This window comes from Pseudomonas sp. HN11 (assembly GCF_021390155.1).
In the GTDB taxonomy this organism is placed as follows: Bacteria; Pseudomonadota; Gammaproteobacteria; order Pseudomonadales; family Pseudomonadaceae; genus Aquipseudomonas.
The window spans coordinates 4,804,808-4,816,616 of the sequence record NZ_CP089985.1 but is presented as its reverse complement, the minus strand read 5'-3'; the positions used below and the strand labels follow the sequence as shown (position 1 = coordinate 4,816,616).

Sequence of the window (11,809 nt, the reverse complement as noted above, 5' to 3'; positions counted from 1 at the left end):
ACCCCACATGTAGGGTCTTCTCCAGTGTCGAGGTACAAGATAATGCGTTTTCGAGGGGTTAGCAACGCAGTAACCTGTGGATAACGCTGTGGGTAAAATGTGTAAGAAAGGTTGAATGGGGGTGTAGGCCGCATTGCTGCTGGATTACGCCGTTTGTCATTAAATGTTTCGGGCTCAAAACTACCTGCCCATTTTCGAAGGGCGCGAACCCTATCACAAAAAAATGCGATCACCGAATGGATTTCCCGGCTTGTGTTTGAGGGCTGGCCCATGGCTACAATCGGTCGCATAGGGCTACGCAATTTCCCAGATCATGCCCGCCTTTTATGACAGACATTGAGGTCACCCGTGGATCAAGAAGCCTGGCAGGTATTGATAGTCGAAGACGACCAGCGATTGGCCGAATTGACCCGTGAGTATCTGGAGAGCAACGGCCTGCAGGTGTCCGTGGAAGGCGACGGCGCCCTGGCAGCGGCACGCATCATCGACGAGCAGCCGGACCTGGTGATCCTTGACCTGATGCTGCCCGGTGAAGACGGCCTGAGCATCTGCCGCAAGGTGCGCGAGCGCTATGACGGTGCGATCCTGATGCTCACCGCGCGCACCGACGACATGGACCAGGTGCTGGGCCTGGACATGGGCGCCGACGACTACGTGTGCAAACCGGTGCGCCCGCGCCTGTTGCTGGCGCGCATCCAGGCCCTGCTGCGGCGCAGCGAGCCGGCGGAAACGGCTGCCGTGGAGAGCCAGCGTCGTCTGCGATTCGGCCCCTTGGTCGTAGACAACGCCCTGCGCGAGGCCTGGCTGAATAACGACGGTATCGAACTGACCAGCGCCGAATTCGACTTGCTGTGGCTGCTGGTGGCGAATGCCGGACGCATTTTGTCCCGCGAAGAAATTTTCATTGCCCTGCGCGGCATCGGCTACGACGGCCAAGACCGCTCCATCGACGTGCGTATCTCGCGCATACGCCCCAAGATAGGTGACGATCCGATTCACCCGCGCCTGATCAAGACGATCCGCAGCAAAGGCTACCTGTTCGTCCCTGAAGCCGCTGCCGACACGCCGCTGTGAACTCGATCTTCCTGCGCATCTACGGCGGCATGTGCGCGGCGCTGATCCTGGTGGCTTTGCTCGGCGTACTGGCCCTGCACCTGCTCAACGAGGTTCGCAGCGACCAATACCGCGAGCGCCTGGCTCACGGCACCTTTGCGTTGATGGGTGACAACCTGCAACCCATGAGCCCCATCGAGCGCCAGCGCGCCCTCGCGGTGTGGGAGCGTCTGCTGGGGATTCCCCTGGAACTGCGTCCTCTGGCCGATGCGCAGCTGGACTCGAGCCAGCGTAACAGCCTGCAACGCGGCCAGGTGTTGGTGCAGCAGACCGGGCCTCACGCTGCGCGCGTGTTGCGCTTGGTCAGTGATCAGTCGCAACTGGTGCTCATGGGGGAAGTGCAGCAGATCAGCGAACAACTGGCGCGGGCGACTATTTACCTGCTCGCCGACGAGCTGGTGCGCTTCCCGGTGGCTGAGCAACCACAACGTCTGGCAGATATTAAAGAAGCCAAGGGATTTGGTTTCGACATGCACCTGATGACCCTCGACCAGGCGGATATGGACGAAGACCAGCGCCGCCGCGTGTCGGAAGGCGATACGGTAATGGCCTTGGGCAAGGGCGGCGATTCGATCCGCGTGTTTGCGGGTATGGTCGGTACGCCGTGGGTGCTGGAACTCGGGCCGCTGTATCAGATGAACCCTTACCCGCCGCAATGGCTGATCCTGATTGCCATGATCGGGCTGACCCTGATCGGTTTGATCGTCTACCTATTGGTGCGTCAGCTTGAGCGCCGCTTGAAGGGCCTTGAAGCCGCCGCCACGCGAATCGCCAAAGGCAACCTGGAAGTCCGCGTACCGGCCCGTGGTGCTGACTCGGTGGGGCGCCTGGCCGCAGCGTTCAATGGCATGGCCGAGCACTTGCAGCAGTTGCTGGCAATCCAGCGCGAGCTGGTGCGCGCGGTGTCCCACGAACTGCGCACGCCGGTGGCGCGTCTACGTTTCGGCTTGGAGATGGTCGGCGGTGCCAGCACCGCTCAAGCGCGGCGCAAATACCTGGAGGGCATGGACAGCGATATCCAGGACCTCGATGGCCTGGTCGATGAAATGCTCACTTATGCGCGGCTGGAGCAAGGCTCGCCGGAGTTGAATTTCCAGCGGGTCGACCTCGATGTGCTGCTCGATCAGGTGATAGGCGAATTATCGCCACTGCGTCCGCAGGTCAACGTAAGCAGGGGCATTTGCCTGTCTTCGGCACATTGGGATGATGCCTGGGTCCACGCCGAGCCGCGTTATCTGCACCGTGCGCTGCAGAATCTGGTGAGCAATGCCATGCGTCATGCCCAGGGCCAAGTGTTGATTAGTTATCAGGTCGGTCAGGTACGTTGTCGCATCGATGTCGAAGATGATGGCCCCGGCGTGCCCGAGAGCGCCTGGGAGCGCATCTTTACGCCGTTTCTGCGCCTGGACGACAGCCGCACCCGCGCCTCCGGCGGGCATGGGTTGGGGTTGTCGATCGTGCGACGGATCATCTATTGGCACGGCGGGCGGGCGTTGATCAGCAAGAGCAATAACTTGGGTGGGGCATGCTTCAGTTTGAGTTGGCCGAGGGATCAGGAGAAACCCTGATACCGCCTTCGCGAGCAAGCGATTGATCAGGCGCCGATAGCCACCAGGCTCAACAACTGCCCATCGATTACCGCAAACTGCCCGACCAACTCCTTGCCATGGCACCACTCACTGGAAAGATCCGTCAGCAACCTGAGCCGCAACTGGCCCGACTCGGACCACTCCAGCAACTCCGCATGCTCAAAATAGAAGCGCTTCTGCACGATCGGATAGAGCGCCTTGAACAGACTCTCCTTGGCCGAAAACGTCAGCGTCACCAACTGCGCGATCTGCTCGCGCGGTATATCAGCCATGCGCTGCAGTTCATCGGCCGTCAGGATTTCCCCGGCCAACCGTTCCGCCCGTTCCAGTGTCAGCACATTCTCCAGATCCATCCCCAGCCCGCGCCATTGTGCCTTGTGCGCGACAATCGCGGCGGCATGCCCGGTGCTGTGGGTGATCGAACCACTGATATGCGCAGGCCACACCGGCGCGCGGTCTTCACCGATCGCGGGGATGCAGTTGAGGTGGTCGAGCTGTTGCAGCGCCGCGCGGGCGCACAGCCGGCCAGCCAGAAACTCAGCCTGACGCTTGGCCACCGAGCGCTGGATGCTGGCCGGAGGCGGCACGGCGCTGCGCTGGAAATCGTCGGCCCTTAACAGGGCCGGATCGAAGCGCGTGCTGAGAAATACCGTGTCCGGCAAGGGTTCGGGCAGCGGCCAATGGGCGTCGAGTGGGGTGCAGCAAGCGGGCAGAAGATTCATGGGCGGTATTTTGCCGAGTTGAGGGGCAACAGGCTAGCCCACGGCGGTTCAGGTGAGGTTCAGAGCCTGTTCAGGGGGAGTTCAGGGGCGCCTGCGTAGTCTGGAACTCACACAAGGGCAACAGCCAAACGCGTAGAGGTGACACCATGACCGCGATCAAACAGCTGATGTTGGCGTTAACCATGCTAAGTGCCACCGCCGGGGTCCAGGCTGGCGACGGTGCATTCGCCGCATTTCGCGGTGAGAAAACCAAGAAGTCCAGCACTGTGATCCAGCGGGTCAGCTTAGAAGAAGTTGGCAGCCAGCCCACGCCTTGGGGCCGGTCCCTGGGCCTTGCAACCCCGCAGCCGGCCTACCGCGCCGGTTATGAACACCTGACCGGCCAGTTCAATGGCATTAAACTGCGCCCGCAAGACCTGCAGGGCCGCTATGATATCCCTCTGTCGGACAGTTGATTTGCTTTGGAGAGCCTTATGAAATTGCTGGTGGTGGAAGATGAGGCGCTGCTGCGTCATCACCTGTTGACCCGCCTGACCGACAGCGGGCATGTGGTCGAGGCCGTGGCCAATGCCGAAGAGGCCCTGTACCAGACCGGCCAGTTCAACCATGACTTGGCGATCATCGACCTGGGCCTGCCCGGCATGGGCGGCCTGGACCTGATCCGCCAACTGCGTACCCAGGCCAAGACCTTCCCGATTCTGATCCTCACCGCCCGCGGCAACTGGCAGGACAAGGTCGAGGGCCTGGCTGCCGGCGCCGACGATTACGTGGTCAAGCCGTTCCAGTTCGAAGAACTGGAGGCGCGGATGAACGCGTTGCTGCGTCGCTCCAGTGGTTTTACCCAGTCGACCATCGTTGCCGGGCCGCTGCTGCTGGACCTCAACCGCAAGCAGGCATCCCTCGACGAACAGCCGCTGGCGCTGACGGCCTACGAATATCGCATCCTCGAGTACCTGATGCGCCATCACCAGCAGGTGGTCGCCAAGGATCGCTTGATGGAGCAACTCTACCCGGATGACGACGAACGTGATCCGAACGTGATTGAAGTGCTGGTCGGCCGTCTGCGTCGCAAGTTGGAAGGCCCGGGTGGGTTCAAGCCGATCGACACCGTGCGTGGCCTGGGTTACCTGTTCAATGAGCGCTGCCGTTGATTCGCTCGCTTCGCGTACGCTTGATGCTGGCGGCCGCCACCCTGGCCGTGTTGTTCATGCTGGGTTTATTGCCGGCGATGCAGGGGGCGTTCAGCCTGGCGTTGCAGGATTCCATCGAGCAGCGCCTGGCGTCGGACGTCACGACGCTGATCTCTGCCGCGCGGGTCGAAAACAACCGCCTGCTGATGCCGGCGCAGTTGCCGGACGAGCGCTTCAACCTCACCGACAGCCGCCTGCTCGGCTATATCTACGACCGCGAAGGCCACTTGGTATGGCGTTCGCGGGCGACCAAGGAAGAAAATATCAACTACAAGCCGCGCTACGACGGGCGCGGTAACGAATTTGCGCGGATCCGCGAGGCCAACGGCCAGGAATTCTTCGTCTATGACGTCGAGGTCAGGCTGCTGGGTGGCAAGAGTGCGGCGTTCAGTATCGTCGCCCTGCAACCGGTGCGCGAATACCAGCTGACCCTCGAAGGCCTGCGCGAAAACCTCTACCTGGGCTTCGGCGCAGCGTTGTTGGTGCTGCTGACCTTGCTGTGGCTGGGCCTGACGTGGGGCCTGCAGGCACTGCGGCGGCTGAGCCAGGAACTTGACCAGATCGAAGGCGGCACCCGCGAGAGCCTGTCCGAACAACATCCCCGCGAACTGTTGCGCCTCACCGGCTCCCTCAACCGCTTGTTGCACAGCGAGCGTGAGCAACGGGCGCGCTACCGCGATTCACTCGACGACTTGGCCCACAGCCTGAAAACCCCACTTGCTGTACTGCAAGGCGTGAGCGAGGACATGGCCCAGCGCCCGGAAGATCTTGACCAGGCCCGTGTGCTGCAATCGCAGATCGAGCGCATGAGCCAGCAGATCAGCTACCAGCTGCAACGCGCCAGCCTGCGCAAAAGCGGCCTGGTGCGCCACCAGGTGCGGCTGGAGCCGGTGCTGCAAAGCCTGTGCGACACGCTGGGTAAGGTCTACCGCGACAAGCGCGTCACCGTGTCCTTTGAACTACCGGAAGAATGCGACGTGCCGATCGAGAAGGGCGCCCTGCTGGAATTGCTCGGCAACCTGCTGGAAAACGCCTACCGTCTGTGTTTGAGCGAAGTGCGCATCAGCCTGGTGGAAAGCCTGGAAGGTACCGAGTTGTGTATTGAAGATGATGGCCCAGGCGTGCCACCGGATCAGCGTGCAAGGATTCTGCAACGTGGCGAGCGGTTGGACCGCCAGCATCCGGGGCAGGGGATCGGCTTGGCGGTGGTCAAGGACATTATTGAAAGCTACGGGGCGCGGCTGACCTTGGGTGATTCGCCGTTGGGTGGCGCGGCGTTCAAGATTCACTTTCCGGCCTTGTGATCTCCATTGGCAGTGCCGGCCTCTTCGCAGGCAAGCCAGCTCCCACGGTGGATTGGGTGCATAAATCAAAATGTGTGAACCCGATCAAAGTGTGGGAGCGGGCTTGCTCGCGAAGAGGCCAGTCCAGACAACGCCCCTCTAGCTTTCCTGCGCCCGATACGCCCCCGGCGTCAACCCCGTCCACTTCTTGAACGCCCTATGAAATGCCGACGGCTCAGAAAACCCGAGCTGCTCGGCAATCGCCTGCAACGACAAGTCCGCTCGGCCCAGATGGTAGATGGCGATGTCCCGCCGCAGCTCATCCTTGAGCGCCTGAAAGCTGGTGCCTTCTTCGCGCAAATGCCTGCGCAGCGTCTGTGGGCTGATATGCAGGTGCTGGGCAACGGCGTCAAGGTCCGGCCAGGGTGTGCGGTCGCGACTGAGCAAGCGGCGTAGCTGGCTGCTCAAGCTGTCGCCCTCATCCGGTCGAGAAAGCAAGTCGGCGGGGGATCGCTCCAAAAAGTGCTTGAGTGTGCGCTCGTCCTGCAGCAACGGCAGGTTCAGGTAGCGCGTGGGAAACACCAGGCTGCTGTTCGGTGCACCGAATAGCTGGGCACAGGGAAACAGCAGGTCGTACTCGCTGGCGTGGGCTGGCATCGGGTAACTGAAGGTGGCTTGATGCAGCCGGATACGTTGGCCGATCAGCCAACTGCCCAAACGATGCCAGATCACCAGCAGGCATTCGCTGAGGAAGTGATCCGGGTCCCATAGCTGCGAGTCGTCCAGGCTCAAGCGGGCCATATCGCCTTCACGTGTCAGCTGCAAGCGTGGGCCTTGTGGGAATAGGCTATAAAATAATAAGCCGCGTTCCAGAGCCTTCTCCAGGGTGCGGCAGTGGATCAATGCGTGGCACATCATCGCGAAGGTGCCGCGTTTACTTGGGCCGTCGGCAAAGCCAAGGTATTCATCGTCCAGCGCCAGCCAGAGCATTTGCAGCAAGCGAGTGAACTGCTCCGGCGCGATACGGGCGCGAGGTTCGGTCAGCAGTTCCGGGGTGATGCCCACCCGTTGCAGCAGGCCCGAGTAATCATAGCCGGCCCGGCGCGCCCCGCCGAGGGCTGCCCGGGCGTAATGACTGGCGATGGTACGTTCACGCATGCGAAGGCCTCGTCCATGGAGTGGCGGATGGTAGCCAGCCCCGGATACGCTCACAAGGCGGATATCCGCCAAATTGTAGGACGGGATTGGGTGCATGGGCGGAAATCCGCCACCTGTTTCGCTGCTTGAGAGAGCGGCTGAATACCCCAAGCCCTGATGTCTAAAGGCCTTCAGGGCTTTTCAGCAAAGTGGCACGGCGTTTGCGATAAGGATTACAGCGCAGGCTTGTTCCTACAGGGCTCGCAAACAACAAATCCCTCCAGTGCAGGAGGGTTCGCAATTCAAGTGTCGTGGGCAATGGCGGATATTTGCCACACGGGACGATTGAGGAACTTTGCAATGACGACTCGTCAGCCAATCTACAAATCCCTGTACTTCCAGGTGATCGTTGCAATCGTTATCGGTATTTTGCTCGGTCACTTCTACCCGCAGACCGGTGTGGCCCTCAAGCCACTGGGTGACGGGTTCATCAAACTGATCAAAATGGTCATCGCCCCAATCATCTTCTGCACCGTTGTCAGCGGCATCGCTGGCATGCAAAGCATGAAATCGGTCGGCAAGACCGGCGGCTACGCGCTGCTGTACTTCGAAATCGTTTCTACCATCGCGCTGCTGATCGGCCTGATCGTGGTCAACGTTGTGCAACCGGGCGCCGGCATGCACATCGACGTAGCGACCCTGGACGCCTCCAAAGTCGCGGCCTATGTGACTGCCGGTAAAGACCAGAGCATCGTCGGCTTTATCCTCAATGTGATTCCTAACACCATTGTCGGCGCCTTCGCCAACGGCGACATCCTGCAAGTGCTGATGTTCTCGGTGATCTTCGGTTTCGCCCTGCACCGCCTGGGTGCCTACGGCAAGCCGGTACTGGACTTCATCGATCGCTTCGCCCACGTGATGTTCAACATCATCAACATGATCATGAAGCTCGCGCCAATCGGTGCCCTGGGCGCCATGGCGTTCACCATCGGTGCCTACGGCGTAGGTTCCCTGGTGCAGCTGGGCCAGTTGATGATTTGCTTCTACATCACCTGCATCCTGTTTGTGCTGGTCGTACTGGGCGGTATCTGCCGCGCCCACGGCTTCAGCGTGATCAAACTGATCCGCTACATCCGTGAAGAGCTGTTGATCGTGCTGGGTACGTCCTCCTCCGAATCCGCACTGCCACGCATGCTGATCAAGATGGAGCGTCTGGGCGCGAAGAAGTCCGTAGTAGGCCTGGTCATTCCAACGGGCTACTCGTTCAACCTCGACGGTACTTCGATCTACCTGACCATGGCCGCCGTGTTCATCGCCCAGGCGACTGACACCCACATGGACATCACCCACCAGATCACCCTGTTGCTGGTGCTGCTGCTGTCCTCCAAAGGCGCTGCAGGCGTGACCGGTTCGGGCTTTATCGTACTGGCTGCCACCCTGTCGGCCGTAGGCCACCTGCCGGTTGCCGGCCTGGCGCTGATCCTGGGTATCGACCGCTTCATGTCCGAAGCCCGCGCGCTGACCAACCTTGTGGGTAACGCCGTTGCCACCATCGTCGTGGCCAAGTGGGTCAAGGAGCTGGACACCGACAAGCTGCAAAGCGAGCTGGCGTCCGGCGGTACCGGTATCTCGGAAACCCGCGAACTGGATGACCTGGGCGTGGCCGAAGGCCCTGCCCCTGTGGTCAAGTAAGCCGCTGCTGGCGTGACCTGACGCCACAGCCATCCACAAACGCCCCGACTGGTTCGGGGCGTTTGCGTTTCTGGCGCATTACTTTGGCAGCTTTTGTTTTACAGTAAGTCATTCGGTTGTTACGCCTGCAGGAGGTTATGTGGACAGTGTTGATTTGAATGTCCTGCGCAGCGTGCTCGAATGGCGTCGCGCCGGGCAGCGAGTGGTGCTGTACAGCGTGGTCCAGACCTGGGGCAGCGCCCCGCGTCCACCGGGGGCGATGCTGGCGTTGCGCGGCGATGGTGTGGTGATCGGCTCGGTGTCTGGCGGTTGCATCGAGGATGACTTGATTGCACGCCTGCAGGATGGTCGCTTGCCAGAAGACGGGCCGCCGGTGCAGTTGGTGACCTACGGCGTTACTCGTGATGAGGCGGCGCGATTTGGCCTGCCATGCGGTGGCACCTTGCGCCTGACCGAGGAGCGTGTTGACGAGTGGGAGTGGGTGTCTGAGCTGCTGGCGCGGTGTGAGGATCACCAGATCGTCGCTCGTGAACTTGATATGGCTACCGGCAAGGTCACCTTGAGTAGCGCGAGCAAGACCGATGTGGTGACCTTCGATGGCGAACGCTTGCGCGCCATCTATGGTCCGCGTTGGCGCTTGCTGTTGATCGGCGCGGGCCAACTGTCACGTTATGTGGCGGAAATGGCGCGCTTGCTGGATTTCGAAGTGCTGATCTGCGACCCGCGTGATGAGTTCGTCTACGGCTGGGAAGAGCAGCACGGCCGCTTTGTACCGGGCATGCCCGACGAAGCGGTGCTGAATATCCAGACCGACGAGCGAACAGCCATCGTCTGCCTCACCCATGACCCACGTCTGGATGATATGGCCTTGCTCACGGCACTGAATTCTTCGGCGTTCTACATTGGCGCCCTGGGCTCGCGAGTCAACAGCCAGAAACGTCGGGAAAACCTGGCGGCGCTGGGGCTGTCGTCGGAAGCGATTGCGCGGCTGCACGGGCCTATCGGTTTGCATATCGGCAGTCATACACCGGCGGAAATTGCGTTGTCGTTGTTGGCGGAAATTGTCGCGATCAAGAACGGTGTGGCGCCGATGCAGAAGAAACCCTTGCCGGTGGTGGCCGAGTGAACGTCACGGCCATTGTGCTGGCAGCGGGGCAGGGCAGTCGTTTTCGTGCCGAAGCCGGGGCGGACCAGGATAAGTTGTTGGCAGATTGCGTCGGCCTGGACGGCGTGGTGCGGCCGGTGATCGAGCAGGTGCTGGTAAATCTGCCTGAGTGTGTCGTGAAGCGCTGGGTGGTGACGTCACCTGATCGCATGGACGTTGTCCGGTTGGCCGAAGCTTATGGCTGTGAAGTCCTGCGGCTGTGTTCGGCCGGCATGGGCGACAGCATCGCAGCGGCGGTCGCGGCCAGTGGTACGGCGGACGGCTGGCTGGTGGTGCTGGGGGATATGCCGTTTATTCGGTCGTCGAGCATTGAGCGGGTGATCGATGGGCTGGAGGAGGGCGGCATCAGTGTGCCGGTGCAGGATGGGCACTATGGGCATCCTGTGGCGTTTAGCCAGACATTTGGGCCTGGGCTGATGACCTTGACCGGCGATCGTGGGGCCAAGCCGTTGTTTGCTCGGGCGACCGTGCATGAAGTATTGGTAAAGGATCCTGGTGTACTCTGGGACGTCGATCTGCCGCATTTTCTGAATTTTATTCACAACTAACTGTGGGAGCGGGTGTCTAGTCCTGAAATAGGTTTACACCTGTTTCAGTCTCAAAACGCTCGATGCACCGCATCGGGCGTTTTGTATTTCAGGGACATGTGTGGCCTTTCCCCGTTGTAGATCAGCACCGACTCACCCACCATCTTCACTGCATCCGCCAGATTTTTAGGGCGATACAGCAGAAACTCGGTCTTCAAAATGCCGTTTATCCGTTCCGCCAGAGCATTCTGGTAGCAGTCATAGCCGTCGGTCATCGAGCATCTGATGCCATGACTGGCGTGCAAGCGCTGATAAAGCTCAGAGCAGTATTGGGCTCCGCGGTCTGAATGATGGATTAGTGGAAGCGTGGTTTGGCGTTCACCAACTGCCTTTTCCATCGCTTTGATCACCGACTCGGTATGCAAACTCGCATGCACATGATGGCCTACGATCTTGCGCGAGTAAGCGTCTGTCACCAGGCTCACATAAGCCACGCTTTCCTGTGTCGGCAGGTAGGTTATGTCTGCAACCCACACCTGCTCTGGTCTGTTGGGTACGATCTGCTTCTGGCCCGCTTTGAGCAGGTTAGGATGGCGGCGAAAGCGGTGATGGCTGTCCGTCGTTTTGTGGTAAGCCCGTTTGCGCACAACCAGTTCTCGAGCGTTGCGCAGGATGCTGAACAGGCGGTCTCTGCCGACCTGCACTGATGCGCCAAATTCGACGCTCATCAGGTAATGCAGCTTGCGCGTGCCGATCCGTGGCTGGCGTCGGCGCTTTTCAAGAACAAAGTCCATCACCTCTTGATCTTGGCGAGCCCTCGCGTCGAAAGCCCGATTTCGTTGGTAATATGCTTGGCGCGAAATGCCCATGAACAGGCAAGCCCTGGTGATGCTCAGGTCTTGGATTTGCCCTTGCGAGAGGACTTGCCGGGTCGCTTTTTTACGACAGAAACACCGTAGTCATTCTTCAGAACATTCACGACGGCTTCGAAGAACTGCGCTTTCTGGTTGCTTAGCGCCAACTGCTCTTCGAGCTCTTTGATCCGCTGCTCGGGTGTTAGCGGGAGGGGTGGCTCAGTCATGGACCTGCTCCTCGGTTCTCGAATTGAGGCGCCCTGACTCCAGTCCTGCCGGCCGTGCTTGCGCAGCCAGACCAGTACCGTGGACCGGCCCTGAATGCCGTAGCGCCGTTGAGCCTCTTTATAACTCAACTCGCCCTTTTCGACCTGGTCTACGACCGATAATTTAAAGGCTAGCGTGTAGTCACGCTGGCTTCGCCTTTTGCCCGCATCCATTGGCTCCTCCTGAAGATAGGTCAGAAGGTGTAAACCTTATTCAGGACGGGACAGGGCCCACAAAAAAGCCCCACCTGATCACTCAGGCGGGGCTTTT

General features: G+C 60.3%; 11 protein-coding genes. 8 read left to right on the top strand and 3 right to left on the bottom strand.

The window, feature by feature from the left end; translation table 11 throughout:
• Positions 1–348: 348 nt before the first annotated feature.
• Both LVW35_RS21920 and LVW35_RS21915 read left to right on the top strand, forming a co-directional pair.
• Entirely contained in the window at positions 349–1,074 is a 726-nt protein-coding gene (locus tag LVW35_RS21920; protein WP_233892008.1) for a response regulator, read from the top strand.
• Complete coding sequence (locus tag LVW35_RS21915; protein ID WP_233892007.1) at positions 1,071–2,681, top strand: ATP-binding protein; 1,611 nt, start codon at positions 1,071–1,073, stop codon at positions 2,679–2,681. Before LVW35_RS21920 ends, LVW35_RS21915 begins: the two co-directional genes overlap by 4 nt.
• A gap of 26 nt (positions 2,682–2,707) precedes the next feature.
• Here LVW35_RS21915 and LVW35_RS21910 read toward each other — a convergent pair whose 3' ends face one another.
• Positions 2,708–3,424, bottom strand: coding sequence for a 4'-phosphopantetheinyl transferase family protein (locus LVW35_RS21910; protein ID WP_233892006.1), 717 nt, complete (start codon positions 3,422–3,424; stop codon positions 2,708–2,710).
• A gap of 146 nt (positions 3,425–3,570) precedes the next feature.
• On the opposite strand from LVW35_RS21910, the gene LVW35_RS21905 reads away from it, so the two are divergent.
• The 3 genes from LVW35_RS21905 to LVW35_RS21895 are packed head-to-tail and all read left to right on the top strand — an operon-like array spanning position 3,571 to position 5,918.
• On the top strand, positions 3,571–3,879 hold the full coding sequence (locus tag LVW35_RS21905; protein WP_233892005.1) for a hypothetical protein: 309 nt from the start codon (positions 3,571–3,573) through the stop codon (positions 3,877–3,879).
• 18 nt (positions 3,880–3,897) lie between these two features.
• Entirely contained in the window at positions 3,898–4,575 is a 678-nt protein-coding gene (locus LVW35_RS21900) for a response regulator transcription factor (RefSeq protein ID WP_015885446.1), read from the top strand.
• Positions 4,572–5,918 (top strand): ATP-binding protein, encoded by a 1,347-nt coding sequence (locus tag LVW35_RS21895; RefSeq protein WP_233892004.1) that lies wholly within the window; start codon positions 4,572–4,574, stop codon positions 5,916–5,918. The genes LVW35_RS21900 and LVW35_RS21895 overlap by 4 nt, the downstream gene beginning before the upstream one ends.
• A gap of 138 nt (positions 5,919–6,056) precedes the next feature.
• On the opposite strand, the gene LVW35_RS21890 is transcribed toward LVW35_RS21895, so the two are convergent.
• Positions 6,057–7,055, bottom strand: a complete 999-nt coding sequence (locus tag LVW35_RS21890; protein ID WP_233892003.1) for an AraC family transcriptional regulator — start codon at positions 7,053–7,055, stop codon at positions 6,057–6,059.
• Between the two features lie 339 nt (positions 7,056–7,394).
• On the opposite strand from LVW35_RS21890, the gene LVW35_RS21885 reads away from it, so the two are divergent.
• The 3 genes from LVW35_RS21885 to LVW35_RS21875 all read left to right on the top strand — a co-directional run bounded on the left by LVW35_RS21885 (position 7,395) and on the right by LVW35_RS21875 (position 10,439).
• Positions 7,395–8,726 carry a dicarboxylate/amino acid:cation symporter gene (locus LVW35_RS21885; RefSeq protein ID WP_028617588.1) on the top strand — a complete coding sequence of 444 codons (1,332 nt, stop codon included), beginning with the start codon at positions 7,395–7,397 and terminating at the stop codon, positions 8,724–8,726.
• A 139-nt stretch (positions 8,727–8,865) separates the two neighbouring features.
• Positions 8,866–9,852: an XdhC family protein gene (locus LVW35_RS21880; RefSeq protein ID WP_233892002.1), complete on the top strand. Its 987-nt coding sequence runs from the start codon at positions 8,866–8,868 to the stop codon at positions 9,850–9,852.
• Positions 9,849–10,439 carry a nucleotidyltransferase family protein gene (locus LVW35_RS21875; protein ID WP_233892001.1) on the top strand — a complete coding sequence of 197 codons (591 nt, stop codon included), beginning with the start codon at positions 9,849–9,851 and terminating at the stop codon, positions 10,437–10,439. Before LVW35_RS21880 ends, LVW35_RS21875 begins: the two co-directional genes overlap by 4 nt.
• Positions 10,440–10,489: 50 nt before the next feature.
• Here the strand turns inward: LVW35_RS21875 and LVW35_RS21870 are convergent.
• Positions 10,490–11,712 (bottom strand): IS3 family transposase gene (locus LVW35_RS21870; RefSeq protein WP_233892000.1). Its coding sequence is split into 2 segments (ribosomal slippage): positions 10,490–11,361 and positions 11,361–11,712, totalling 1,224 coding nucleotides; the frame shifts between segments, so codons are not numbered across the junction.
• Positions 11,713–11,809 lie beyond the last annotated feature (97 nt).

Excerpts from the sequence above, each read along its gene's own strand:
- LVW35_RS21910 (WP_233892006.1), bottom strand. The coding sequence starts at position 3,424 with ATGAATCTTCTGCCCGCTTGCTGCACCCCACTCGACGCCCATTGGCCG.
- LVW35_RS21890 (WP_233892003.1), bottom strand. The coding sequence starts at position 7,055 with ATGCGTGAACGTACCATCGCCAGTCATTACGCCCGGGCAGCCCTCGGC.
- LVW35_RS21900 (WP_015885446.1), top strand. The coding sequence starts at position 3,898 with ATGAAATTGCTGGTGGTGGAAGATGAGGCGCTGCTGCGTCATCACCTG.
- LVW35_RS21905 (WP_233892005.1), top strand. The coding sequence starts at position 3,571 with ATGACCGCGATCAAACAGCTGATGTTGGCGTTAACCATGCTAAGTGCC.
- LVW35_RS21885 (WP_028617588.1), top strand. The coding sequence starts at position 7,395 with ATGACGACTCGTCAGCCAATCTACAAATCCCTGTACTTCCAGGTGATC.